This window comes from Chitinophaga sp. 10T418, from assembly GCF_056394125.1.
Window position 1 is genome coordinate 394,680 of sequence record NZ_JBFTHG010000006.1, and the last position, 24,420, is coordinate 419,099.

Here is a 24,420-nt window from a genome sequence, read left to right on the forward strand (position 1 = left end):
GCCGTTTATTATTGCTCACTCCGATTGTAGTACATTTGGGCTACGAAGTTGAGATGCACCTCTGATCATCAGCGCGGCAAAAGACGATTTGTTCAATCTAAAGATACGAAATATGAATAGCTTGTATATGCTTTTCTTAACCTGTTTCCTGCACCTCGGCTGCGGCAACATCCCTAATATCCCGGCTAATCAGACAAATGGCAGAATCACCGGTAAATGGCTCCCCGTGAAATCTATCATGAGTGCCACCGAAAATAAAGAAAAAGCATTCGAAAAAATAGATACCAACTTCACGCCATTGGATGTAATGCTTTTTAAGGAAAATGGCAACATCGTAGACGGCGGCCAACGCTACGAATCCTATGTGCTGGACCGGGAAGCCAAAGAACTCACCCTGCAGGAAGCCAACGGCGACGCCATCACCTTCAGGATACGCGTACTCACCCCACAACAACTCATCATTTTCCGGGAGGATGAAGAAGTCTATAACAATAAGCACCGGCAGATGAAACTGGAAATCCATTTCAAACGACCGTAATCATTTCAACACCGGCAAAATGATACCGGAAGGGTGATCCTTATCATGATAAATACGGATCGTTTCTTTTACAAAGTCCTTTTCCGTGGCTTCGTATATATTCACGAACTGCTGCGGATTCCTGTCTGCCAAAGGAAACCAGGTACTCTGCACCTGGATCATGAGCCGGTGACCCTTCTGAAAAGTATGGGCCACATCCGGTAAAGCAAACTTCACCTGCTCAATTTTACCGGGTTCAAACGCCTGCGGCTCCTCAAAGCTATGCCGGAAACGTCCCCGGAAAATATCGCCCCTTACCAGCATCTGGTAACCACCCAACGGATAAGGCCCCCCGGCATCACGCGTTCTGTTGGGAGGAGGTGTATTGGGATAGCGGAAATCATCCGGAAACACATCTATTACTTTCACCACAAAATCTGCATCACTACCTGTCAGGCTTACACGCAGATCTGCCGTAACGGTGCCGCCTATGGTTAAATCTGCTGTCAGCGTATCTGTTTCGAAAGTCAGTACATCTGCCCGCCGTGACGCAAACCGCTGGTCATCCGTCATATAATCACGGGTGCGGATATAATGTACATCCTGCGTATATGGCACCGGATGCGCCGGGTCACTTACGTATTCACAGAAACCTGTCTCGCTTTTGTGCCATGCCAGCTCCCCGTTTTCCTGTAAAAAAATCTCCTTTTCCTCGGCTACCGGCGGCCATTTATCGTATTGATGCCATTTGTTTTCACCACTAAAAAACACGTTAGCTTCTGCGATGGCAGACAAATTGCCTTTTCCTTTGAGATGATAATTAAAAAACGGTACTTCTATATGCTCCTGGTACCAGGCGGCGGTGTTATCGCCAAACTGAATATTGCCCAGGTGCGTACCATCTGTAGAAGCCCATTGCCCATGGTACCAGGGGCCCATCACCAGCCGGTTGAAATGAGTCCCCGGATTATGTTGTTCTACTGCCTTATATAAATTCCAGGCGCCATAACAATCTTCTGCATCAAACAAGCCACCCACTACCAACACGGCAGGTTTTATACTGTCCACATAATTACGCGGATCGCGCGCTTTCCACCAGTCGTCGTAGTGCGGATGCGCAATGATTTCTTTCCAGAAAGCCAGACTGTCGCCTGTTAGTTTCGTGAAGTTTTTGATGGTCCCTATTTTCAGAAAAGTATTGTAGTTATCGGTACATGGTAACTTTAATGCCTGTACCGGCGCTACCGATATAGGATTGGGATGAGGATACCCAAATCCTTTGGTATAAAAGCCGAAACAGTCCATCAGGAAAAAAGCGCCGTTGTGATGAAAATCATCTCCACGAAACCAGTCGGTCACCGGCGCCTGCGGACTTACCGCCTTCAATGCCGGATGTCCGCTCAACGCAGCCATGGTAGTATAAAATCCTGGATAGGAAATCCCAAAAGCGCCTACATTACCATTGTTACCCGGTATATTTTTCAGCAACCAGTCGATGGTATCATAGGTATCGCTGGCTTCATCAATGTCGTTGCCCTCCTTATGCGGATTAAACGGACGTACATCTTTAAATGCTCCTTCGCTCATCCAGCGACCACGCACGTCCTGCACCACAATAATATAGTGTTCGTGTGCATAGCTGTTCCAGTATATATTCCAGAGATTGGGGCTGAGATATTGTTCCCCGTAAGGTGCTGCCGAGTAAGGCGTACGCGTGATGAGTATCGGGTGTTTCTCTGTGTTGTCTTTCGGCAGGTAAATAGCCGTGAACAACTGCACACCGTCCCGCATTCGGATTTGACGCTCCTGTTTATAATAATTTTTCTTTACCCATATTGAGTCACTGGCATGCTGCCCCCAGGCCGGGAGCACATATAGTGCTCCCAGCAATATAAAAATAAAACGATTCATACTACGCTATTTAATTCAACCCGCCTGCCATCATGGATTCTGAGGAAAATTGGTCGGATCGTTGTGAATATCTATCTCGCTTTGCGGAATAGGAAACAGCAACCTGGCCGGCGTCAATACCGGGGTAGCCAGGTTGTACTCTTTCTGCAAATGTGCCTGCATTATCGCTAATCCTTTAGAATAACGGATCAGGTCAAACCAACGATTATTTTCAAAGGCCAGTTCTACCCTTCTTTCTGCAAAAATGGCATCGCGGAAACTACCCTGATCAGGGAGGTCTGCAGCAGTTTTCGCTATCAGGCCAGCTCTTCTTCTCACCTGGTTCAGGTAATCAAAAGCACTACCAGGCCCGTTAGCAGCGCTATATCCCTGCTCATTCAGTGCTTCTGCTTGTAACAACAATACATCCGCATATCGTAATACCGGGAAACTGTTTCCACCATCACCGGTAGCACCAGGTATATCCAGGTATTTCTTTACATAATTCCCTTTCTGTGTGGTGGTGGCATTTTTAAAGGAAACCGTGTCCAGTGAAGCGATCAGGCGCTTATCATCTTTCTCGTAAGCAGACACGATATCATTGGTAGGCCGGTTATTATTGGATCCCCCATAGGCGACACCGTTATAGTAGAAAGAAAACGGCACCATGTCCGTGAAATAAGTATTGCCTTCAGATGGGCTCAGCCCTTTCTTAAACCGCACGGTGAATAACACTTCACTGTTGACTGCATTGGCCGGGTTATACAAACTGGCATAATCCGTTAACAACGTATAGCCGGTAACGTTTTTAAGCACCGCAGTCGCAGCAGACCATTTTTTCTCTGTCACATATACTTTACCCAACAGCCCATTTGCTGTACCGGCAGTTGCCCTGCCATAATCACCGGCGTTGGAGTATGCCACAGGAAGTAAGGTGGCAGCAGATTGCAGGTCTTTCTCAATCTGTGCATACACATCCGCTACTTCATTTCTTTTATCGTTCTGTGCTTCTGAAGTAGTTTCTGTTTTAATCACCAGCGGTACTTTTCCATACAAACGTACCAGGTCAAAATATACAAATGCTCTCAGGAACTGTGCTTCTCCCTTGAATTGTTTTTTGGAAGAATCCGGAATGGCAGCCGCATCTATCTGATCCAGCACGGCGTTGGCGCGTGATATCGTTACATAAGCCCCGGCGTATACGTCTGTCAGGAAGGGATTGGTAGTGGTTTCCGTGAACAGGTCTATCTGGGAAGCTACACCACCCAGCGCACCACGATCAAGAATATCTGTATTATCACTTCTTACTTCCATCAGGTAATAGCTGGATTTGCCGTAAGAACGCGCACTCTGCAATCCATCGTACACCGCATTTACACCTTGCTGGAAGTCATTGGCTGTTTTAAAAAAGGTAGCCGTAGTTTGATTGGATACCGGTGCCAGGTTAATAAAATCTTTACTGCAGGAAGATATAACCGTTACCAGCGACAAGCCTGCTATTGCTTTTGTGATATTTAACTTCATAAGTTCCTGTTTTTAGAATGAAAGATTGATACCTGCGGTGAATGTTCTCGGTAAAGGATAAGTACCGTAGTCCTCTCCCTGCGACAGCGGGCTATCCGGCCTGGCATTCACTTCCGGGTTGTAGCCGGTGTAGTTGGTCCAGGTATAGATGTTCTGACCAGATACATAAATCCGCAGTCCCTGGATCTTATTCTTCAGCAACCGCTGATCAAAAGTATAACCGATGGTAAGGTTACGTAAACGCACATACGAACCATCTTCTACAAAGAAGGAACTGGGTTGCGCACTGTTACCGGTGGTTACACGGTTGGGGCGGATGGTGTTGCCATCACCCGGATCCGTAGGCGATTTCCAGTAACCTGTCTCTTCAATCATCTGGTTGGCATTACCTTCCCCATTATACAGGAAGCGGCGTTGCAGGTTCATTATTTTATTACCGTTTGACGCCTGCAGCGCAACTGTGAGGTCAAATCCTTTATAACGGAATTCGTTAGAGAGGCCCCATATAAACTTAGGGAAGTAGCTGCCTATATCTGTTCTGTCGCTGGCATCAATTTTTTTATTATCGTCTACGTCGATAAACTTACGATCGCCGGGTTTCGTGGTAGCATAGTGCGGATACGCATCTATGGCCGCCTGATCTTTAAATGAACCACCATTTACATAACCATAATAACTGCCTATAGGCAATCCCACTTTAGTGATGTAAAGCTGTGAAATGGTACCATTACCACCATCTGAGATGATAGGTGCATTGTTGGCGCCGAGTTGTAATACTTCATTTTTATTTGCAGAGATGTTGAAGCTGGTATTCCATACAAAAGCCCCGGTCAGATTGCGGGTATTCAAACCAAACTCCACCCCTGTATTGCGCACTTTACCTATATTCTTCAACGCAGTGCCAAAGCCGGAGCTCAGTGCTACGGGCACATTCAGCAGCAGGTTAGAGGTAGTGGCGCGGTAATAATCTGCGCTGAGATAAATCCTGTTGGAAAATAAACCGATGTCTAAACCAGCGTTCAGTTGCACCGTTTTTTCCCAGGTAAGATCCGGATTGGCCGGCTGGGATAATCCTACGCCATTCACCGCTGTGCCGTTACCACTACCCAGTATATAGCCATTAGACGATAACAGGTCATAGGAGGCGTAGTTGGCAATCTGGAAATTACCGGAAGTACCATAGCTCACCCGCGCCTTCAGTTCTGAAATGGCTTTCACTTTAAAGAAGGATTCATTGCTGATAAGCCATCCACCGGAAACGGCAGGGAAATAACCCCATTTGTTATTGGCACCGAAGCGGGAAGATCCATCGCTACGGATGCTGGCAGATATAAAGTATTTATCATCGTAGTTGTAGTTTACCCTGCCGAGGTACGACAACAACGACCATTGTGATTCTGTAGAAGTACCGCTGGTGATGGTGGCTGCATTCAACGTTTGTACGGCATCGTTAGGGAAACCCGTACCATCCGTTTCATTGGCTTTGGTTACATTTTTCTGAGAAGTATAACCTGCCAGTACATCAAAGCGGTGTTTTTCGTGTATGCTAAAGTGGTAGTTCAGGGTATTTTCCCAGAGCCAGTTCGTAGATAAGGCCGTTTGAGCGGATCCCTTGGGGATGGTGGGAGCAGCCTGCTGCACTGGTTTATAGCTTCCGAGCGTAGATGGCCGGAAATAATTGCGGCTGAAATGATTGATATCGGAGCCGAAGAATGTTTTAAACTTCAGTCCTTTAATGATTTCATATTCTGCCCAGGCACTACCCAGGTTGCGCACATGATCCATTTTATCTTTTATCTGTGTGGCCAGTGCTACGGGGTTTTCACCTCCGGAATAACCATAGGCCCATACATTTTGGCGATTGGTAGCCAGCGACCCGTCAGGATTGTATACCGGGAATACGGGTGATGCTTTCAGGGCATTGCTGAGGATACCATCGAATGTCCAGGGACCTTCACTGTTGATCAGGTCATAGTGATCAAAGGTAGGGTTCACGGATACGCTTATCCGCAGTTTCTGTGTAAGTTCTGCGGTCAGGTTGGCTCTCAATCCATATCTTTTATAGCCGGAGCCCAGGATGATTCCTTTTTGATCAAGGTAGTTACCGGACACATAATACTGGAACTTATCACTACCGCCGGAAACATACAGGGTATGATTCTGGATGGGGGCTGTTCTGAACAGAGCATCCTGCCAGTCGGTATTGGTGAGTCCCTGATTACCTGCCAGATAAGGCAGTATTTCGGGTGCAATCTGGTAATTGGAATTACCTCTGGTGGCGTTATCGTCTGTAATTTTACCGGATGGTTTGAAATCCAGGTAGGCATTGTTCTTTGCATCAAAGCTGAACTTCGACCACTCATAGGCATCCATCAGTTTTATTTTTTTGCTGGCTTGTTGAAAACCGGCATACATGTTATACCCGAAAGAAGGAGGTCCGGATGTTTTGCCTTTTTTGGTGGTGATGAGCACCACGCCGTTAGACGCCCTGGAGCCATATATAGATGCAGAGGAAGCGTCTTTCAGGATATCGATGGAAGCAATATCATCACTATTCAGCGTACTGAGTGGATCCGGAGATTTCTGGAAAGAGGCCTGCCCGGTGATGTTCACCACATCTGTTGATCCCTGCAGGTTTTTCAGATCGTTGGAGAGCGGAATTCCATCCACCACGTATAAAGGATCGATGCCTGCGGAGATAGAATTCAGTCCCCTGATGCGCACACTGATGCTGCCACCGGGTGCGCCGGTATTCTGGAGTACCTGTACACCAGGTACTTTACCTGCAATAGCCTGTTCGAAGCTGGTCACCGGCTGATCTTTCAGATCAGCGGCACGTACCGAAGCTACTGCTCCAGTAATTTCTTTGCGGCGTTGTACACCGTATCCTACCACTACTACCTGGTTAAGGGAAGAAGTAGATTCTTTGAGTGTAATGTTTACCTGCTGAGGTTGTCCTTCTGACAAAGTAAGACTCGCTACCAGAGCAGGTTCATAGCCAATAGAAGTAAACTGTACACTATAAGGACCGCCAACACTGAGGTTAGTGAAGCGAAAAGCGCCGCTGCCATTGGTTTGTGTGGATGCCGTGGCGCCGGTGGTTTCATTTTTCACCACTACAGATACGCCAGGCACTCCCTGGTGACGTTCATTCTGAACGATACCGGTAACGCCTGCACGTTTTTCCTGCGCCAGCAGGTATAAAGGCGTCAGTAAGGTTATGAGCAAAAATGCGCTCCGCCATTTTTCTTTAAAAGACCGAAAGTAAAAAGAATCCATAGGTAATTTTTGAGGCCCCGCCCAGGCTGTTGCCATGCCTGTGAAAAGAGAAAGCACGCTTCTAAATGCTCACCGATGTACGAGGGCCGGTTGATAAAACTGTTTTAAACCGACTACGGCTGAATCGCGATATCTGATTTCAATTCAGCGTTAAAAGTACCAACAAGTTTTTAGTCTACCAAATTAATAGACTAATGTAAAGGAGTTATTTTTGTGGTAGATAAATTTACTTTGCAGCAGAGGAAATACCGTCATTAATTACACAGCCGGTAAATTTCAGGGAAAGTTCAGGATAGGGTAATCTTCAAAGACGCCCATTATGAGAGTGTCCGATAATGAACATCCACCGTTAAAACCGGACAGCTGGCAAAGGAAATTTCAAACATTACGTATTGATAATCAGCATCAATGAAGTTGGCATTTACTTAGCCATCGCAAGTCTGCAACATCACACACTATGTTTAAAAGTCAACTAAAAATCGCGTGGCGGAATTTCCGGAAAAATATCACACATAGTCTGTTGAACCTCGTCGGGCTTACGATGGGACTTACGGCTTGTTTCTTTATTGCGATCTATGTGACGGATGAATACAGCTACGACAAGTGGATCCCTCAGCAACAGGAGGTATACAGGATTGCCGAGGAAGTGAAGACTCAAACCAACGATGCTCTTCGCTTCTCCTCCACACCAGGTAACCTAAAGCAGGCCGTGCTCGCCTATCCACAGGTGGCATCGGCCACACGCATTTTTGATTATATAAAGAACTCAGTAGTCAGTACCGGCACGCAAAAACAGATTCCTGAAACAGCGGTTTACCTGGCAGACAGCAATCTGCTCGAAGTACTTCCCTATCCTTTGCTGGCGGGAAATCCACGTACAGCCATGAATGAGATGGATGCTATTTTGCTGACAGCTGCTAAAGCAGAAAAATATTTTGGAAAAGAAAATAATGCCAGTAACTATCTCAATAAAATATTAACAATTAATCAAAAGCACTATCGGGTAACCGGTGTACTGAGAGACATTCCTTTCAACACTTATTTCAGGCCGGACTTTATCGTCTCCGCGGTGTCTTTCCGTAACCAGGAATGGTTCAAACGCAACAATGATAACTGGCATGGTACCGTGGTACAAACATTTATCAAACTAAAGCCGGGTACATCAGTTGCGGCATTCGACAAACAGATCAGGTATCTTGCTTATCAATATGTAGGTGATGAAATAAAGGCCAACGGACAAGTATATACGTACTTTTTACAGCCACTGGCAAGCATCCACCTGCATTCGAATCTTCGCTATGAACTCAGTAAAAACGGGGACGCCTACTATGTACATATCTTATCTTTCGTAGCATTATTTATCCTTTTGATTGCAGGCATCAATTTCGTCAACCTGGCTACTGCCAGGGCCACTACGCGGGCTAAAGAAGTAGGTGTAAGAAAGGTAATAGGCGCCAGACGTTCCCAGCTCTTCTTACAGTTTATGACAGAAGCAGGCATGATGAGTACGATGGCTTTCCTGCTATCGCTGTTACTCGTAGTGTTGTTCCTTCCCTCTTTCAATCATATTGCGGATAAGAATTTTACAATAGTGGCCTTGTTGCAACCAGGTATAATATGTGCCGGGTTTGGCATTAGTTTATTGATTGGATTGCTTGCCGGTATTTACCCGGCTATTGTCCTGTCCGGGTTTAATCCTTCCCGTATGGTACAGCGGAGCGGACTGCAAATGAAAACTCATTTCCTCCGGAATGCGCTGGTGGTAACACAGTTTTCTATTTCCATCCTGCTCATCATCGCCACTATTGTTGTATACAAGCAGCTCCAATACATGAAAAACTACGACCTGGGTTTTGATCAGTCGCAGGTATTGGTGATACCTGCCAATGGTGGCGAAGCAGGCAAAAATATCAAAGCACTGGTGGAAAAATTTAAGGAACAGGCAGGTGTGTTGTCTATTACGACTTCAGGTAACGTACCCGGGCAAGAGTTCGGGAATAACCTGCTCCGGCTTAAAAATGATCCTACTAAAAAAACAGATACACGGTTGCTGTCTGCAGATGATCAGTTTTTCCAGACCTATAACATCAAATTGCTGGCAGGCCGGCAGTGCAGCATGGTAAAAGATACCTCCCGGAAATCCGGCGATATTATGATCAACGAAGCGGCACTTCCCTTCTTCGGCTGGAAAAAACCGGAAGACGCACTGGGACAGGAATTCGACTGGGGCTGGGGAACCATATGCGGTGTGTACAAAGATTTTCATTTCAACTCCCTGCAACGTGGAGTAACGCCCATGGCTATATTTTATAATCCCAACTGGCTGAATTATATCAGCATAAAAATAAATACAGGTAATGCCGCAGCTACTGTTGCTGGTCTGGGTAAAACCTGGCAGGCAATTGTTCCAGCTATGTCATTCGATTACTTCTTCCAGGACGAAGCCTTTAACCGTCAATACCGTGAAGAACAACGACTGGGTGAGCTCTTCATGCTGTTCTCCATCTTTGCCATTGGGATTGCCTGTCTGGGGCTGTTTGGACTCGTTTCTTTCACCGCAGCACAGCGAACCAAGGAAATAGGCATCAGGAAAGTATTAGGTGCCAGTATCAGCGGTATTGTTCAGCTATTATCGAAAGATTACCTGAAGCTGGTCATCCTCTCTGCCACGATCGCTTTCCCATTGGCATGGTGGGCGATGAGTAGCTGGCTGCAGGATTTTGCATACCGTGTTCCACTAAGTGTATGGGTATTCATCATAGCAGGAGGAGGCGCATTGCTGGTAGCTTTGCTCACGGTGAGCTTCCAGGCGGTGAAAGCTGCGCTGGCGAATCCTGTAACTAGTTTGAAGTCAGAATAATTATTACCCGCGTCAGCAAAGAACGCTGCTGACGCGGGTATTAAGCAAAAGGCGTGACACTGCTGGTTGCTGCTGTGACTGGATTTACTTCGTAAAGAAGATTACGTCCTCTCCTCCCGGTTCTATGTCTGTCAGTTCTTCTTCCCAACCGGGCGACAACTTAAAGATATTATGCAATCCACCCAGGAGCTCCAGCCAGCCGCTCATTTCATCGGATACCTCCAATGTTTCGCCGTCAGCAGCTTCAAATACCAGGAAAGTAGCTTCTCCCGGATACGCATATACTTTATAGCCTGAAATACGGACCACATCTCCCCAGGAAAGGGTATCGTCAATGTCCTCATCATATTTCACAGCAAGTCCTGATTCATCAAATTCTATATCCATATTGCGAAGGTATTAATTTTACAGAAATCACACTTTACGTCTGTAATGAAAAGGCCACTTTAAACAACCGGCTCTCTCCGCCATCATTATCGGATACCAGGTGAAGAATCAGCTCCTCTTCCATGATGTGCTCCACACAAATGCCTTCTATCTTTTCCGTTTTAAACACGGGATCTGCTTCCGCCAGGTTCAGCCATCCATCCATGGCCACTGACGTATGGGTCAGTTTTTGGGAGATATCCGCTATCCATCCAATATAACTGTCGCCGATGGCGCCATCGTCATAGGCATTGGTAGTGGCCTCTGATGACAAAGTGCAAAGCAGCAGATCTTTGCCCGGTACGTAACACAGTTCAGATACTCCCGCAAATACAGGCATCGGCGTTAGTAACGTTAACGGCAGTACGGAAAATGCAGGAACGCATTCCTGCTCCCAAAAGCCATTGGGAACAAGGATCAGTTGATTAACCGGATAAGACTCATTGCCCCGGTTGCTGAGCAGCAGTGTATTTCCGATCACGGTAGCGCCCTCTATGTTTAGTTCGCTGATGCCACTTGTTGTCAGTTGCGAGATGAAAGCATCGGGGTAATTGATTCGTTGTATGTTGGTGGCGGCCTGCGCATCCCGGGGTTGCATACCTGTTGTTCCCGGCCCCTCTACTGCGCCTGGCAAAGGTAGCAGCAGCAGCTGACGACGCTTTTCCGTAGCCAATGAGCCGGATGCCAGCAAATACGTTTGTCCATGCAGCGTAATGAGCGCTGAAGCCTCATAATCCGGCTTCTCCGCTTTAGCGATTCTTTTACCGGGGGCATCTGCTACCGGCACACTTTTAATAACGTGATAATCGCGATCCAGCACCAAAATGCAGGTCGCATCATCGCCTATCAGGTATAATTTTCCGTCCAGGTATTCCACTGCCGAGGCAGAAGGAAAATCCGGCAGTAGTAAGGTATGTAATAATGTAATTCCCGCTTTCATACAATAGCCAGTTATTTATGTTGCTGCAGCAACCAGGTGTAAATCTCCGGCTTTTTTTCATACAAAAACTGTATGCCATGCCCTTCATTTGTCAGGGGCGTAAATTTCATATGTCCCTGGCAGGTACGCAGTTTATCAGCGATCCTGATAGTCTCCTTTATATCTACCTGGTCATCGGCTGTACCATGGAAGGCCCAGATAGGAATATGTTGCAGGTTGCAGATCCGGCTGGTATCACTGTCATTACAGCCACCACATAAAGGCAACAAAGCCGCAAATTTATCCGGGAAGTCCATGGCGGTAATGTAAGTGCCATAGCCACCCATGCTTACCCCGGTCAGGTACACCCGGTTAGTGTCGATCAGATATTTGGTAGTCAGTTCGGCATATAGTGGTTCAAACCAGTTCTCGGTAGACCAGTACCTATTATCCGGACACTGCGGAGCAGCAATGATAAAATCAAATTGCCGGCCCCTGGCCACGAGATAAGGCAGGCCATATACTTTAAGCTTTTCCAGGTCATTGCCTTTCTGGGATCCACCATGCAGATAGATGACCAGTGGATATTGCTGCTGCGGATTGTATTGCGCAGGCAAATATAACAGGTAGTGATAACCTGCCTTCGTTTTGGTATTCACCTGTGCCCCGCTGCTGAAGCCTATCAGCAGACATATCAAAAGCCATCCTCCACGCATATTTTTACTTTAACCTGGTGACTACTGACTTTATCGCCTTTGCCCAGAAAACACCCAGTTGTGCGGCTCCCTGCTCATTGGGATGCAATTGGAAGATGCCCACTTTACCTTGTTCCTGTATGAATAGTTCCGGATGTTTTTCAAAGTATTTAAATCCGCCGGTGTAACCGGTATATACCTGTTTAGGATGACTGGTACGGTACTCGGCCACAATGGTATTTAATACCGGGAAGTAAGATTGCAATCTCGCCAATCCTTCTGCAAGGTAGCGGGAACTGTTTTGGGTATTGGGACTATACCATGTAGGATGATGCAAAATGATGATACAACCGGGATAATCTTTTAACAGGCGGTCCAGGATCGTCTTTACATTGACTTTATAATTTGCCGGAGATACGGGTGAGCCATTAGGACCTTCTATAGCGCTATCGTTAGTACCAAGTACCATAGAAAATACCAGTGTAGCGTCTTTATCGCTTTTAAAGGCATCTGCTGCTTTTATAACGTTGTTGAATAAACGATTGGTGGCGGGCAGAAAATCAACGGTAGTAGAACCACTCACGCCCTGGTTGCTATAATTGATCACTGCATCCGGCATGGCTTGTTTCAGCCATTCCCAGGCTTTTACCGGTGGCGCGTCCTGCTGCGGATGTGCCAGGCCCCCACCCTGTGTGATACTGTTTCCAATAAAAACAATGTTCAGTTTTTTTGACTGCGACATAGCTGTAATGCCCGACAGCAGGAAAAAGAAGCAAAGGGCAAAAGATAGTTTGTTCATCATGTGGATAAGCATTGAATCGTGTAAAATAATATGTTCAGCGGATAATTATGCATTTTTTATAAGAAGCTGTCTTTTGAAAAAAAATTTTTGCGTAACCAAATGGTTACCTATATTTGTAACCGAAAGGTTACACAATTTAAAACCAAACAACTTGAGAAGAGATGTATTTCAGGCAATAGCAGATCCCACCCGGCGGCAGATCATTGGTTTACTGGCAAACGCCTCTTTAAACCTCAACAGCATCGCGGATAATTTTGATATCAGCCGTCCCGCCATCTCCAAGCATATCCGGATTCTGACGGAATGTGGACTGGTGACGATTAAACAGGAAGGCAGGGAGCGCTATTGCAGCGCCGATTTAAAACAATTGAAAACCGTGGCAGACTGGACAGCGCAGTACCATGCTTTCTGGTCAGGTAAACTGGATGACCTGGAAACTTTTCTGGCTAAATCGCCCCGTCCCCGCAGGAAAAAACAGTCGGAATAAGCTGTCGGTATCAAACACCCGTCAATATCTATTCATCTATAAAATATAGTACTCCATGAGTAACAATCCACTCGTTGTTGAACGGACACTGAATGCGCCTGTAAAAGCAGTATGGGAAGCCATTACAGACAATGAAAAACTACAGCAATGGTATTTTAAGCTCCCTGCCTTTGAAGCCAGAGTAGGTTTTGAATTTACCTTCAGTGCCGGAAAAGATGGTGAGCAGAAAGAATATCTGCATCGCTGCAAAGTAACGGCAGTAGAATCGCTTAAAAAACTCAGCTACACCTGGAGATATGAAGGTTATGCAGGCGATTCAGAAGTAACCTGGGAACTATTCCCGGAAGGCAACAAAACAAAATTGAAATTAACGCATACCGGACTGCATACATTCCCGGTTACTGCGGATGCTGCATTTGCAGTGGAAAGTTTTACATCAGGCTGGAATCATATTCTGGGTACATCCCTGCCTGATTTCCTGGCGAAATAAAAAAAGAATTACGAATCAGGAATTACGAATTACAGGATAGAAAGCGAATACCAATTGCGTAAATCCCGTAATTCGTAATTCTTTATTCCTTCACCGTTACCAGCAATGGTGATTCAAACATGCTTACCGGTGAAATTATTTTTTCGTCTAACGGAATGTGATCGCCATAAATAGCTTTCATCTGCTGTTTTACCGCAGTGCTGCTCAGATCAAATTCCTTCAGGGTTTGCAGGCTCCCTATCTCCAATCCTGTAGCGGATTTATAAATTTTCCATACCAGTTCAGAACAGTAAATCCGTTCATCTGACCAGCCAAAATAAAAATCATAATCTTTCCCATTGAATAGTTTACCAGCGGCCTTCATTTTCGTGATCACTGCCGGTGTAATCGCAGTGGCGGCATCTTTGAGCCGCTTAACCACATAGTAGCCCTTCTTTCCCCGGGCTATCCATTGGCGCAGTGGCGTATATCTCACTGGTTGTAATGCCTCATATACGTACCATTGATCATCATCTCCCTTAAAAATTATTCCGCAATGACTATATTTGGAATGCGTTGCTAACTGAATGGCCGTACTTAAGCCTGATTGCGATATCTGAAAAATAATATCGCCTTCCCGTACATCCGGTATGGTAGACATTTTCTTCGTAAAAAGATGGCCGGAAATGAAAGTACGTGCAGCCATTAAGGACCCTGCGACAACAAGTAGCAGCAGAATAGTGAAAATCGTTTTTCTGAACATAGACATACACGGAAATTTAAAGTAAAAATAAATTGTATTATTAATAAGCTAAAAAGAAATGAATACTATACTTATCGTGCCCGCCATCACTGCGGAGGTGGAACTGTTACAACAAATTGCCAGACAAACATTCCAGGAGAGCTTTGCTGCTGACAATACCCCGGAAAATATGAAGCATTACCTGCAGGAAAATCTCAGTATCGCTAAATTGTCGTCCGAAATGAGCAACCCGGATTCTGAGTTTTTCTTTGCTATGCTGAAAAACCAGCCGATCGGTTATATGAAACTGAATTACAAGGGAGCACAAACCGAAGTCTTCAACAGCAGAGCGGTAGAACTGGAACGCATATACGTATTAAAATCTCACCAGGGTCAGAAAATCGGGCAACTGTTGTTCAGTCATGCACTCAATGCAGCCAATGAGATTAAAGCTCCATTCCTCTGGCTGGGTGTATGGGAACATAATACCAAGGCAATTGCGTTCTATGAAAAAAATGGATTTTTCGAATTCAATAAGCACCCTTTCATGCTGGGTGATGAAAAACAAACAGATATTCTGATGCGGTTAGACTTACCACTTCCTAAAGCGCAATAAGAAATACTTGTTTACCTTGGCGCCCCTTTTCACTTTAAGCGTACCCCATGAATCATTTTCCGGTTTCCAATTCCCAACTTTCGGCTGCTCACCTGGCCCCGTTGCTGCAGTCGCAGTATGATCTGGTGCCAGGTGTTGACTGCCACCTGATCAAAGCAGGTATCAATGATACCTACCGGGTAACAACCGCTTCGGATAAATATGTTTTCCGCGTATACAGTCTGAACTGGAGAACACCGGAAGAGATCATGGAAGAAATCCGGCTACTCCAGTACCTGAAAGATCATGGTATACCCGTTTCTTCCGCGGTGGCAGATAAGAACGGACATTATCTGCAAGCGCTCAATGCCCCGGAAGGTGAGCGTTTCGGCGTGCTGTTCACTTTTGCGGCAGGGGAAAAACTGCATTCCTATGCGGATGAAATTCATTTCAAAACCGGTGCCGTCATGGCCCGCATGCACCAGCTTACGCAAAACTTTCCGCTAAACAGGATCACTTATACCACCACCACCCTGCTCGAGGATCCGATGCCTTATATCAACAAATTCCTCGAAGCAGATACACCGGAAATGGTATTTATGCGCAGTACCCAACAATACCTGCTGAAGGAATTGCAGGGCGCAGATACCTCCGCTATCAGGCTGGGCGTGGTTCACATGGATATCTGGTTTGATAATATGAATATCAATAAGCAGGGAGATATCACCCTTTTTGATTTCGACTTTTGTGGGAACGGCTGGCAATGCCTGGACATTGCCTACTACATTTTGCAGCTGCATAGCGTGCTCCGGGAAATGCCGGAATGCCAGGTAAAAATGGATGCTTTCCTGGATGGTTATACCTCGGTGATGCCCATCAGTGCAGAAGAAAAGCGCTTATTACCGGTGTTGGGTGTATGCCTGTATGTCTTTTACCTCGGCATACAATGTAAACGTTATGATAACTGGTCTAACTCCTTCCTGAATGAAGCCTATCTGAAAAGATTTATCAATGTGCTGGTGAAACGTTATTATGATTTGTACCTGCCGGCAGCATCAGCGGTAAATCCATAACAGTATGGGGCGGGAAGCTTTATCCAGGTAGGGTTCCAGGGTAGCAAAATAATCCGGATTCAACATCGGGCAACCATCACTGCGTACAATACCTTCATTTTGTGCGGTGAGTGGAACACTGGGATAACTATGCAACACCACAAACCGGTTAAACGCATTACTGTTACTGCTATCCAGCCCGTATAATTTATATGCCGTTCCAAAGCGGCCACTATACTTGCCGCCTATACGATATTTACCCAGTGAAGAACAACGACTACCAACAACATTGGAAAAGACGGGCTTCTCTGCCCTGAAATCGGGTCCTTGCCCGTGTGACACTAAGCCTGTGCTGATTATTTGATGATGCAGAAGATCGTAGCAAACAAATCTTTTGCCACCGGAAAATACTTTAAAGTCTGCCAGAAAAGCGTAACGTGTATTATAACCATGCGCCGCTGCATATTGCTGCAGCTGGTCTGCTTTGTGGCGCAGTATGGCCGGATCAGGTACCATCACTGGCAATGGCGGGGTGGCCACTACGGAAGCATTACTCCGATCTCTTTTTTTATCGTTACAGGCAACCAAACAACCTGCAAGCAGCCATGCCAGCCACCATGAGTTGCCTCCTTTTGTGAATACCATATTTTACAGATGCAGCCAGCTGTATTTTCCATATGCCTCCGCAAAATATTTGCAGAGGCATCATGATTATTCCCAGATCTCTTTAATATGAATGAGGATAGAGTAACGGCCCGTGGCAGGATAATTTTCGATGTTCAGTTGTGCTGCATCAAAGGGCTGCGGCAGTTTATCGGCATATTGCAGGTAGAGTTCCTGCACCACGGCAATAGCTTCTTCTTTATTTTCTACCACCCATGATTTAGCGGTTTTCTGATTATCAAACAGTTGGTTAAATGCCTTCCTGCTTGCTTCAGTATGCTCAAACGGCACCACTTTCAGAGTCCACACCTCTCCTATCTTTTCCGGTTGCACGGGTGTATCCAGGTTAATTTTAAACCTTTCCAAACCTGCAGGGTCCAGGGCACGCATGATATCCATCGCAACTGACATAATCTTGTTTTTAGTTTCAAAACGCAATATTACAACTTCCCGTAAAATTAAAGACCGCTATTCCCCTCCTTTTACTTTCATCTTCAGCATATATAGTCCTTTGCCGGCTGTAATAAACAGGATATTATTATCTTTTCCACCAAAGCAGGCATTGGCCGTCCAGCCTTCGGGGATGGGAATATGACCTGTTTGCTGCCCCTCTTTATTAATCACCGTAATGCCGCTACCGCATAGATACAGATTGCCTTCACTGTCAAGTGCCAGGCCATCTGTTGTTTTGGAAGCCATTAAATACTGCCCGGACAGGGTGCCGTCTTTATTGACATCGTAGCGGTACACCTTACCTCCGTTTATATCTGCTACATACACCAGTTTACCATCGCGGGTACCAATGATCCCATTAGGTTTTACAAAACCGGCAGCGGCTATCACGGGTATTTTAGTGCCTGGCGCCAGGTAGTATACTCTCTCTTCCTTTATATCCGGTTGTTTGCGATCCCAGTAATCACGCTGATAGTAAGGGTCTGTAAAATAAATGCCGCCATTGGGCGCTACCCAAACATCATTGGGTCCGTTGAGCCGGTGTCCCCCGAAATTATTTACCAGTATTTTTATTTTCCCTTTGGGAGAGATGGATAATAACTCATCTTTCTCATCTGCGCAGGCAATGATATTGCCTTTGGGATCCATATACAGTCCGTTGGAGCGACCCGATTTTTCCAGGAACACAGAGAATTGTCCGCGGGTATTGTACTTCCAGATCTTATCATTGGGCTGATCTGTAAAATAAAGGTTCCCTTTTTTATCCGTTACCGGACCTTCTGTAAAGGCAAATTGTTTTGAAATCAGCTCAGGGCGGKCATTATCAGCTACAGTGGGAGGAAGAGAATCCTGGGCCATAGCATGGATACCACCCATACAAAGTAATAACGTGGAATAAAATCTCACTCGCATAATGATTCTTCAATTTCCACAATTGTAATAATTATGGCGGAGAATTTTTACTAAAAAAAATCCGGCTCCTCACAGGTGTCAAAAAAAGGATAAACGTATTGCTACGTTTATCCTACAAAGTAATCGGCCACGAATCAACGCAGCCAGTTTACCGGCCATGAAAATAACCAGCCTCAAGAAGCAAAATATAAAATAATGTAGTCTGATAATAAGTGAACCGTTGACATTAATTGTGAAGACAGCCTGGAAATATTTTGGGGTAAACAATGCTGGATGATTTGTTACCCGATTTTAGAATGGCGTTCCAGTCAGGTGTTTTTGATGTGCTAACAGTTTTCCAGCTGATTACGGGGCAAAGTTATCCAGAGAAGTAATGGCTACATAGTACAAAAACGACATCTTTTTTCTGCTTACCTCATTAATTTATGTAGTCTTATGGTATTTTTCAGTTCTTCCTCGTCAATAAATGACGGGGTAATGCCTGCAAATTTTTTGAAGTCCCTGATAAAATGCATCTGGTCATAATAGCCATTGCTGTAAGCTATTTCAGTCCATGTTTTCTCGGGAAACTGTTCTTTCAGCTGATAGGCCTTGCAGAACCGGATCAGGCTGGCATATTGCTTGGGCGGCATGCCCAGGCGTTCTATACACTTTCGTTCAAACTGTCTCAGGCTGAGACAAGCTACAGAAGCCAGCTCTTCCATCGTCACATTGCCGGAAGTGCTTACCAGCGCAGCCATGGCCTGGTCTACCGGCAACAAAGGCTTCAATTGGGTGACTTTTTTCAGCAAATAAAACTCTGTGATACTTACCATGTGATCCCAGTTATCCGCTTCTTTCAGTCGTTCTGTGATTTCCGCTATTTCCTGATTACCCAGCAACAAACGGGTATCAAAGTCCTCCCCGTAAAGTTCGGACATCGGCACCTTTAAGAGCCGGTGTAAACCACCGGGTTGAAAGGCGATACATACGGCCAGGTGATGATTTCCCATGTCGAGTGTTACTGTCTGATCCTGGGGACCAATAGTCACACAGGTAGCCTTGGTAATAAAATCATCATCGCCTGACTTGAGTACTTTAATCGGGTCTTCCAGGTAGAAAATGATATAACGCTGATAAGCAGGCACAAATCTGTAGATATTTGTGAAGGCCTGTTTTTGGGTGAAGTCTACCCCATAAATACTTATACAATTGACCAGATCCTGCAAAGCCGGATGTGGCTTGTAAACTTTTGATTTCATTGTTATGCTCAGCTATAGGCTTTGCTGCTAATATATTAAAAAAGGCGACCAATGCTACCGATTTGCGTTATCTTTTACGGATTAAACCCATTTGATATTTAAGATGAAAATTGCAATAACAGGCGCATCTGGCTATATAGGTACTGTACTGACTCCTTTATTGCTATCCCACGCACATACACTACGTGTACTTACCCGTAAGCAACCACCTGCAAATCCGCCCGATGGCATTGAATTCGTATATGGGCACCTGTTAGATGGCGAAAGCCTGCAGGAACTGGTAGCAGATGTGGATGTGGTAATACATCTGGCGGCTATGATTTCAGTAGATGATAAACCGGATGAAAATCTTTTCCTGGTCAATACCAGTGGTACGCGCCTTCTTGCGTCAGCAGCCATGCAGGCAGGCGTTAAAAGGTTTATTCATCTCAGTTCTGTGACGGCGTTTAACCAGGCGCCGTATGACGAACGGATGGATGAAAGCCGCGGCCCCGCATCAGATGTGCAGCACAGCTATGACCATTCAAAAGCGGTATCTCAGGCCATTGCATTGGAGTATAACGGCAATGGCATGGAAGTGATTGTACTGGCGCCCACCGCCGTGATGGGACCATATGATCAACAGCCCTCCCTGATAGGCAAAGCAGTAGTCAACATTTATAACGGAAAAATACCGGCCCTGTTTCCCGGCGGTGTTGATTTTGTGGATGTGAGAGATGTGGCAGGCGCCATTGTTAATGCTATCACCCAGGGTACTGCCGGTAAAGTATACCTGTTGAGCGGCACATGGGCCTCATTGGTAACCCTCAGCAAAGAAACAGGCCGGATAAAAGGTAAAAGCATATCCCTGCCGGTAGTACCTTTGTGGCTCGTATTCGGTATGCTGCCCCTGGTGAGAATGCTGGCTGCCCTCCGTGGCGGACCTCCTTTTTATACGAGACAGTCTGTGTACAACCTTATTTACAGTAATAAAAAAATAGACCATTCAAAAGCACAGGCGGAGCTTCAGTTCCAGCCCCGTGCATTTACGGAAACCTTACAGGATACCATTGACTGGTTTAAACAAACAGGTGCTATCAAATGATTGACTATTTACCACTAAAAGGATATGTTGCTTTTATTTGCTGCTGGGCAGCAACCGGCATTGGCGCCGGGTTATACCTGTTACGCAAAGAAGCGCCTTATGGCCGCTATAGCAGTGAACAATGGGGACCCATGATCAGCAACAAAATCGGATGGCTGCTCATGGAAGCCACAGTATTGGTTTCCTTTTTTACCTGGATACCTGTTAAAACCTTCAACTGGCACAGTCCCGCCGGCGTTATGATTTTTTTATTCCTGCTGCATTACCTGCACCGCAGTTTCGTATATCCGTTCATGATACGTACCAAAGGTAAAAAGATGCCAGTGGTGATTATGTTATCTGCCATGCTGTTTAATACGGTCAATGGCTCCCTGCTGGGCATCTGGTTTGCGGCCTTCGGGCATTATCCGGATGACTGGTATACCGCGCCTGCATTCATCGCGGGGATACTGCTTTTTTTCACCGGTATGTTCATTAACTGGAATGCAGATTACCAGCTGATACAGTTGCGAAAAAAAACGGAGACAGGTTACAAAATACCGCCTGGTCGTCTTTTTAAATATATATCCTCTCCCAACCTCGCGGGTGAAATCCTGGAATGGGGTGGTTATGCCTTGCTCACCTGGAGTTTACCGGCGCTGGCATTTTTTATCTGGACCTGTGCCAATCTTATCCCCCGTGCGCTGGCGAATCACCGCTGGTACCGGCAACAGTTCCCTGAATATCCGGCGAACCGTAAAGCATTATTACCTTTTATCTGGTAACTTTAAAGAAGTGTATGTCAAAAAAATATAGTCAGTTTAAAGCGGCACTGGTATTGTCAAAAGCGAGTCTTATTGCCACCTTGCGCAGTCCTACCTCCATTGTATTTGCCCTGTTATTTCCTATCATTTTCGTCACGGTGTTTGGGGCTATGGTGGACAATACAGCCGTGAAAGTAAAAATTGTATTGTCACCTCACAGCGATAGCAGCAGCCCGATGTATGCTGCCATCAAATCCATTGCTATATTTGATCTTTCTTTTGGTAAAGATTCTGCCGCTATGCTGGCCGATTTAAAGAAAGGCAGAATAGCGGGCATCTTATACCTGCATCCGCCGGCGTTGGTAAACGGGATACCACATTTTGGCACTGATCTGTTGGGCAGCAGTGCCGTGGCCGATAAGCTGCCACTGATAAAGGCGGCGTTACAGGAAGCCGCTACCGATGTAAACCGGAAGGTATTACCGGATCAACCTGTAGCAGCCAGTATCCAAACGGTAAATATACCGGGCCGGGTGTACCGGCAAATCGATTTTATTTTACCGGGGCAACTGGGTTTCTCCCTATTGATGGCAGGTGTTTTCGGCTCCGCCTTCCTGCTGTTTAATTTACGGAATACTCTAGTACTGAAACGCATATACGTAACGCCGATCAAACGTTCCTTTTTGTTGCTGGGTGAGATGATCAGCCGCCTGTTATTTCAAATCATTTGCTTTATCATTATTACTGCCCTGGGATATTATGCATTTCATTTCACGCTGGTCAATGGCTTCATTACCTTCCTGGAAATGTTGCTGCTATCGGTTTTCGGACTGATCATCTTTATGGGCATCGGTTTTATTATCAGTGGCCTGATCCGTAATGAAAGTTCTATTGCGCCCGTAGCCAATACGCTGACCGTGCCACGGATCCTGTTATGCGGATTATTTTTTCCGATAGATAACTACCCGATGTGGCTGCGCACTTTCTGCGAAATGCTGCCCCTCACTTTCTTTGTAGACGGATTGCGCAAAATAGCGTTTGAAGGCCTGCATATCTGGCAAATACCCATGCAGCTGCTGGGACTGATTATCTGGGCTACCGTTGTGGCCATTCTTTCGGTGAGGTTATTCAAATGGGAGTAAGTATGTCGCAATTGCCCCTATGATTGTCCTAACCAACCTCCTTGTATATGCAGGGAGGATAATACCTTTGAAGCATTAACAGTAATTCCCAAAAAATAATTTATCATGGCAGCAGTCAATCCTTATTTAACTTTCGGCAACAATTGTGAGACAGCTTTCAATCACTACAAGGCTGCATTCGGTGGTGAATTCCTGACGCTCGTCCGTTTTGGTGAAGGTGCTCCGGACCAAAGCGCGCCGGCCGAAAAGGACAAAATTATGCATGTAGCATTACCGATTGGAAAAAACACCATTTTAATGGGCAGCGACAGCATGGAAAGTATGGGGCCGATAGCAGCAGGCAACCAGTTTTCCGTAGCCATCCAGGCGGATAGCGAAGCGGAAGCAGACCACCTCTTTAATAGTTTATCCGCCGGCGGCCAGGTGCATATGCCCATGGGTAAAGCTCCCTGGGGCGCCTATTTCGGCATGTTTGCTGATCAATTCGGCATACAATGGCTGATCAATTTTGATTACGCTCAACAAGGCTGATCCACTTTCCCCATTCACTTTTTTTAAAGCCGAAAGCTATCTCCGGGGAGATGGCTTTCGGCTTTTTTACTGCTCTCTACCCTTGCTGCTCCTGGCTTTAACAGTGTTTAACTATTGTGGTAATAAACCCATCAGCATCCTGGCTGTCTAAACGATACTATTTCTGGTAACCATGAACACAAGTACCGGGATCACTGTTACTGTATAACAAAAGAATGGATCTTCTTAAACGAACCGTAATGCTATGAGTAAATTTACTATCGCACTTGTCCTCTTTTTTGTACTGGGTGCCTGTAAAAACAATAAGGGTGGCGGCAAACAAGCCACTGTAAAGCCTTACCCCGTCATCGTTCTTCAACCACAAAGTGCGGTCATCAATTCCGATTATCCTGCTACCATCATGGGTGTGCAGAATATTGAGATCCGGCCTAAGATCGATGGTTATGTAGATGCCATTTACATTGATGAGGGAGCAACTGTAAAAAAAGGACAGTTGCTGTTCCGGATCAACGCCCCGCAGTATGAACAGAATGTAAATACGGCAGCAGCCAATATAAAAATTGCGGTAGCCGATGTAAATGCGGCGCAGATGCAGGTTAACAAGGTAAAACCACTGGTAGAAAAAGATATTGTGAGCGCCTATGAACTGGAAGCCGCGGCATATAATCTGCAGTCCAAACAGGCGGCGCTGGCCCAGGCGAATGCAGCGTTCAATAATGCTAAAACCAATTTAAGCTATACCATCATCAACAGCCCTGCTGACGGGGTGATAGGCATACTTCCTTATAAAATAGGCAGCCTGGTTAATAGTACCACCACTAATCCGCTGACTACTGTTTCCAATATCTCTACTATCTACGCTTACTTTTCTATCAATGAAAGACAGGGACTGGATTTCTTCCTTTCGTCCAAAGGGGTTACCATGCAGGATAAGCTGGCCACCATGCCGCCGGTAACGCTGGTGCTGGCCAACGGCATTGTGCTGCCCCGCAAAGGTCGGGTAGAAACTGCCAGCGGATTAATTAACCCTTCCACCGGTGCCCTGAATATGCGGGCCACCTTTGCTAATCCTGACGGACTGGTACGCAGCGGCAGCAGCGCCATTGTACGCATTCCGCAAACCATAGACACTGCTTTGCTGGTGCCTCAGAAGGCCACCTATCAGATACAGGGCAAACTGTTTGTGTATGTGCTGGATGCCGACAATAAAGTGAAGTCCGTAGACATAGGTTCCAATGCCGCTGCGGCCGGACAATCCTTCGTTGTACAGCACGGTGTAAAAAAAGGCGATAAAATTGTGATCGATGGCATCAGCAACCTGCGGGAAGACCAGGTGATTAATCCCCGTATGGTGAATGCAGACAGCGTGTATAACAGTCTCTGAGCAATAGGAT

At 45.9% G+C, this 24,420-nt stretch carries 23 protein-coding genes; 11 read left to right on the forward strand and 12 right to left on the reverse strand.

Going from position 1 to position 24,420, the window contains the following annotated elements; all coding sequences use genetic code 11:
• The first annotated feature begins 112 nt into the window (after positions 1 to 112).
• Positions 113 to 538 carry a hypothetical protein gene (locus AC1DCV_RS19755; RefSeq protein WP_477024769.1) on the forward strand — a complete coding sequence of 142 codons (426 nt, stop codon included), beginning with the start codon at positions 113 to 115 and terminating at the stop codon, positions 536 to 538.
• Here the strand turns inward: AC1DCV_RS19755 and AC1DCV_RS19760 are convergent, their stop codons facing one another.
• From AC1DCV_RS19760 to AC1DCV_RS19770, 3 genes are read right to left on the reverse strand one after another with little or no spacing between them, the layout of a single operon-like run.
• Positions 539 to 2,428: a CocE/NonD family hydrolase gene (locus AC1DCV_RS19760; RefSeq protein WP_477024770.1), complete on the reverse strand. Its 1,890-nt coding sequence runs from the start codon at positions 2,426 to 2,428 to the stop codon at positions 539 to 541.
• A 30-nt stretch (positions 2,429 to 2,458) separates the two neighbouring features.
• Entirely contained in the window at positions 2,459 to 3,931 is a 1,473-nt protein-coding gene (locus AC1DCV_RS19765; protein WP_477024771.1) for a RagB/SusD family nutrient uptake outer membrane protein, read from the reverse strand.
• A 12-nt stretch (positions 3,932 to 3,943) separates the two neighbouring features.
• Positions 3,944 to 7,159 (reverse strand): SusC/RagA family TonB-linked outer membrane protein, encoded by a 3,216-nt coding sequence (locus AC1DCV_RS19770; protein ID WP_477024772.1) that lies wholly within the window; start codon positions 7,157 to 7,159, stop codon positions 3,944 to 3,946.
• Positions 7,160 to 7,667: 508 nt separating this feature from the next.
• Here AC1DCV_RS19770 and AC1DCV_RS19775 point away from each other — a divergent pair.
• Positions 7,668 to 10,070 carry an ABC transporter permease gene (locus AC1DCV_RS19775; protein ID WP_477024773.1) on the forward strand — a complete coding sequence of 801 codons (2,403 nt, stop codon included), beginning with the start codon at positions 7,668 to 7,670 and terminating at the stop codon, positions 10,068 to 10,070.
• An 84-nt stretch (positions 10,071 to 10,154) separates the two neighbouring features.
• On the opposite strand, the gene AC1DCV_RS19780 is transcribed toward AC1DCV_RS19775, so the two are convergent.
• From AC1DCV_RS19780 to AC1DCV_RS19795, 4 genes are read right to left on the reverse strand one after another with little or no spacing between them, the layout of a single operon-like run.
• Entirely contained in the window at positions 10,155 to 10,457 is a 303-nt protein-coding gene (locus AC1DCV_RS19780; protein WP_441574870.1) for a hypothetical protein, read from the reverse strand.
• Between the two features lie 34 nt (positions 10,458 to 10,491).
• Complete coding sequence (locus tag AC1DCV_RS19785) at positions 10,492 to 11,436, reverse strand: DUF6929 family protein (RefSeq protein WP_477024774.1); 945 nt, start codon at positions 11,434 to 11,436, stop codon at positions 10,492 to 10,494.
• 11 nt (positions 11,437 to 11,447) lie between these two features.
• Positions 11,448 to 12,131 (reverse strand): carboxylesterase family protein, encoded by a 684-nt coding sequence (locus tag AC1DCV_RS19790; protein WP_477024775.1) that lies wholly within the window; start codon positions 12,129 to 12,131, stop codon positions 11,448 to 11,450.
• A 4-nt stretch (positions 12,132 to 12,135) separates the two neighbouring features.
• Complete coding sequence (locus AC1DCV_RS19795; protein WP_477024776.1) at positions 12,136 to 12,912, reverse strand: GDSL-type esterase/lipase family protein; 777 nt, start codon at positions 12,910 to 12,912, stop codon at positions 12,136 to 12,138.
• A gap of 151 nt (positions 12,913 to 13,063) precedes the next feature.
• On the opposite strand from AC1DCV_RS19795, the gene AC1DCV_RS19800 reads away from it, so the two are divergent.
• Positions 13,064 to 13,399 carry an ArsR/SmtB family transcription factor gene (locus AC1DCV_RS19800; RefSeq protein WP_477024777.1) on the forward strand — a complete coding sequence of 112 codons (336 nt, stop codon included), beginning with the start codon at positions 13,064 to 13,066 and terminating at the stop codon, positions 13,397 to 13,399.
• Between the two features lie 55 nt (positions 13,400 to 13,454).
• Positions 13,455 to 13,889 (forward strand): SRPBCC family protein, encoded by a 435-nt coding sequence (locus AC1DCV_RS19805; protein WP_477024778.1) that lies wholly within the window; start codon positions 13,455 to 13,457, stop codon positions 13,887 to 13,889.
• Positions 13,890 to 13,971: 82 nt separating this feature from the next.
• On the opposite strand, the gene AC1DCV_RS19810 is transcribed toward AC1DCV_RS19805, so the two are convergent.
• A complete protein-coding gene (locus AC1DCV_RS19810) occupies positions 13,972 to 14,637 on the reverse strand; it encodes a YiiX family permuted papain-like enzyme (RefSeq protein WP_477024779.1) in 666 nt (221 codons plus the stop codon).
• Positions 14,638 to 14,689: 52 nt separating this feature from the next.
• Between AC1DCV_RS19810 and AC1DCV_RS19815 the strand changes: the two genes are divergently transcribed.
• Both AC1DCV_RS19815 and AC1DCV_RS19820 read left to right on the forward strand, forming a co-directional pair.
• Positions 14,690 to 15,226 (forward strand): GNAT family N-acetyltransferase, encoded by a 537-nt coding sequence (locus AC1DCV_RS19815; RefSeq protein WP_441574864.1) that lies wholly within the window; start codon positions 14,690 to 14,692, stop codon positions 15,224 to 15,226.
• A gap of 47 nt (positions 15,227 to 15,273) precedes the next feature.
• A complete protein-coding gene (locus AC1DCV_RS19820) occupies positions 15,274 to 16,278 on the forward strand; it encodes a phosphotransferase enzyme family protein (RefSeq protein ID WP_477024780.1) in 1,005 nt (334 codons plus the stop codon).
• Here the strand turns inward: AC1DCV_RS19820 and AC1DCV_RS19825 are convergent.
• The 4 genes from AC1DCV_RS19825 to AC1DCV_RS19840 form a co-directional block, all read right to left on the reverse strand.
• Positions 16,261 to 16,902 carry a murein L,D-transpeptidase catalytic domain-containing protein gene (locus tag AC1DCV_RS19825; protein ID WP_477024781.1) on the reverse strand — a complete coding sequence of 214 codons (642 nt, stop codon included), beginning with the start codon at positions 16,900 to 16,902 and terminating at the stop codon, positions 16,261 to 16,263. The two genes, AC1DCV_RS19820 and AC1DCV_RS19825, sit on opposite strands and share 18 nt — an antisense overlap.
• Before the next feature lie 66 nt (positions 16,903 to 16,968).
• Positions 16,969 to 17,331 carry a hypothetical protein gene (locus AC1DCV_RS19830; RefSeq protein WP_477024782.1) on the reverse strand — a complete coding sequence of 121 codons (363 nt, stop codon included), beginning with the start codon at positions 17,329 to 17,331 and terminating at the stop codon, positions 16,969 to 16,971.
• Between the two features lie 57 nt (positions 17,332 to 17,388).
• Positions 17,389 to 18,285 (reverse strand): SMP-30/gluconolactonase/LRE family protein, encoded by an 897-nt coding sequence (locus AC1DCV_RS19835; RefSeq protein WP_477024783.1) that lies wholly within the window; start codon positions 18,283 to 18,285, stop codon positions 17,389 to 17,391.
• A gap of 410 nt (positions 18,286 to 18,695) precedes the next feature.
• On the reverse strand, positions 18,696 to 19,526 hold the full coding sequence (locus AC1DCV_RS19840) for a helix-turn-helix domain-containing protein (protein ID WP_477024784.1): 831 nt from the start codon (positions 19,524 to 19,526) through the stop codon (positions 18,696 to 18,698).
• Positions 19,527 to 19,629: 103 nt separating this feature from the next.
• Here AC1DCV_RS19840 and AC1DCV_RS19845 point away from each other — a divergent pair, with 103 nt between their 5' ends.
• The 5 genes from AC1DCV_RS19845 (at position 19,630) to AC1DCV_RS19865 (ending at position 24,410) form a co-directional block, all read left to right on the forward strand.
• Positions 19,630 to 20,610: an NAD-dependent epimerase/dehydratase family protein gene (locus tag AC1DCV_RS19845; protein WP_477024785.1), complete on the forward strand. Its 981-nt coding sequence runs from the start codon at positions 19,630 to 19,632 to the stop codon at positions 20,608 to 20,610.
• On the forward strand, positions 20,607 to 21,374 hold the full coding sequence (locus AC1DCV_RS19850) for a DUF1295 domain-containing protein (protein ID WP_477024786.1): 768 nt from the start codon (positions 20,607 to 20,609) through the stop codon (positions 21,372 to 21,374). Before AC1DCV_RS19845 ends, AC1DCV_RS19850 begins: the two co-directional genes overlap by 4 nt.
• A gap of 14 nt (positions 21,375 to 21,388) precedes the next feature.
• Positions 21,389 to 22,495 carry an ABC transporter permease gene (locus tag AC1DCV_RS19855; RefSeq protein WP_477024787.1) on the forward strand — a complete coding sequence of 369 codons (1,107 nt, stop codon included), beginning with the start codon at positions 21,389 to 21,391 and terminating at the stop codon, positions 22,493 to 22,495.
• A 105-nt stretch (positions 22,496 to 22,600) separates the two neighbouring features.
• Positions 22,601 to 23,026, forward strand: a complete 426-nt coding sequence (locus tag AC1DCV_RS19860; RefSeq protein WP_477024788.1) for a VOC family protein — start codon at positions 22,601 to 22,603, stop codon at positions 23,024 to 23,026.
• Positions 23,027 to 23,270: 244 nt separating this feature from the next.
• Complete coding sequence (locus AC1DCV_RS19865) at positions 23,271 to 24,410, forward strand: efflux RND transporter periplasmic adaptor subunit (protein ID WP_477024789.1); 1,140 nt, start codon at positions 23,271 to 23,273, stop codon at positions 24,408 to 24,410.
• The last annotated feature ends 10 nt before the right edge of the window (positions 24,411 to 24,420 follow it).

What these genes read in the sequence shown, in the direction of transcription:
- AC1DCV_RS19755 (WP_477024769.1), top strand. Translation starts at nt 113, where the DNA reads ATGAATAGCTTGTATATGCTTTTCTTAACCTGTTTCCTGCACCTCGGC.
- AC1DCV_RS19760 (WP_477024770.1), bottom strand. Translation starts at nt 2,428, where the DNA reads ATGAATCGTTTTATTTTTATATTGCTGGGAGCACTATATGTGCTCCCG.
- AC1DCV_RS19765 (WP_477024771.1), bottom strand. Translation starts at nt 3,931, where the DNA reads ATGAAGTTAAATATCACAAAAGCAATAGCAGGCTTGTCGCTGGTAACG.
- AC1DCV_RS19775 (WP_477024773.1), top strand. Translation starts at nt 7,668, where the DNA reads ATGTTTAAAAGTCAACTAAAAATCGCGTGGCGGAATTTCCGGAAAAAT.
- AC1DCV_RS19780 (WP_441574870.1), bottom strand. Translation starts at nt 10,457, where the DNA reads ATGGATATAGAATTTGATGAATCAGGACTTGCTGTGAAATATGATGAG.
- AC1DCV_RS19785 (WP_477024774.1), bottom strand. Translation starts at nt 11,436, where the DNA reads ATGAAAGCGGGAATTACATTATTACATACCTTACTACTGCCGGATTTT.
- AC1DCV_RS19790 (WP_477024775.1), bottom strand. Translation starts at nt 12,131, where the DNA reads ATGCGTGGAGGATGGCTTTTGATATGTCTGCTGATAGGCTTCAGCAGC.
- AC1DCV_RS19795 (WP_477024776.1), bottom strand. Translation starts at nt 12,912, where the DNA reads ATGATGAACAAACTATCTTTTGCCCTTTGCTTCTTTTTCCTGCTGTCG.
- AC1DCV_RS19805 (WP_477024778.1), top strand. Translation starts at nt 13,455, where the DNA reads ATGAGTAACAATCCACTCGTTGTTGAACGGACACTGAATGCGCCTGTA.
- AC1DCV_RS19810 (WP_477024779.1), bottom strand. Translation starts at nt 14,637, where the DNA reads ATGTCTATGTTCAGAAAAACGATTTTCACTATTCTGCTGCTACTTGTT.
- AC1DCV_RS19815 (WP_441574864.1), top strand. Translation starts at nt 14,690, where the DNA reads ATGAATACTATACTTATCGTGCCCGCCATCACTGCGGAGGTGGAACTG.
- AC1DCV_RS19820 (WP_477024780.1), top strand. Translation starts at nt 15,274, where the DNA reads ATGAATCATTTTCCGGTTTCCAATTCCCAACTTTCGGCTGCTCACCTG.
- AC1DCV_RS19825 (WP_477024781.1), bottom strand. Translation starts at nt 16,902, where the DNA reads ATGGTATTCACAAAAGGAGGCAACTCATGGTGGCTGGCATGGCTGCTT.
- AC1DCV_RS19830 (WP_477024782.1), bottom strand. Translation starts at nt 17,331, where the DNA reads ATGTCAGTTGCGATGGATATCATGCGTGCCCTGGACCCTGCAGGTTTG.
- AC1DCV_RS19840 (WP_477024784.1), bottom strand. Translation starts at nt 19,526, where the DNA reads ATGAAATCAAAAGTTTACAAGCCACATCCGGCTTTGCAGGATCTGGTC.
- AC1DCV_RS19845 (WP_477024785.1), top strand. Translation starts at nt 19,630, where the DNA reads ATGAAAATTGCAATAACAGGCGCATCTGGCTATATAGGTACTGTACTG.
- AC1DCV_RS19850 (WP_477024786.1), top strand. Translation starts at nt 20,607, where the DNA reads ATGATTGACTATTTACCACTAAAAGGATATGTTGCTTTTATTTGCTGC.
- AC1DCV_RS19855 (WP_477024787.1), top strand. Translation starts at nt 21,389, where the DNA reads ATGTCAAAAAAATATAGTCAGTTTAAAGCGGCACTGGTATTGTCAAAA.
- AC1DCV_RS19860 (WP_477024788.1), top strand. Translation starts at nt 22,601, where the DNA reads ATGGCAGCAGTCAATCCTTATTTAACTTTCGGCAACAATTGTGAGACA.
- AC1DCV_RS19865 (WP_477024789.1), top strand. Translation starts at nt 23,271, where the DNA reads ATGAGTAAATTTACTATCGCACTTGTCCTCTTTTTTGTACTGGGTGCC.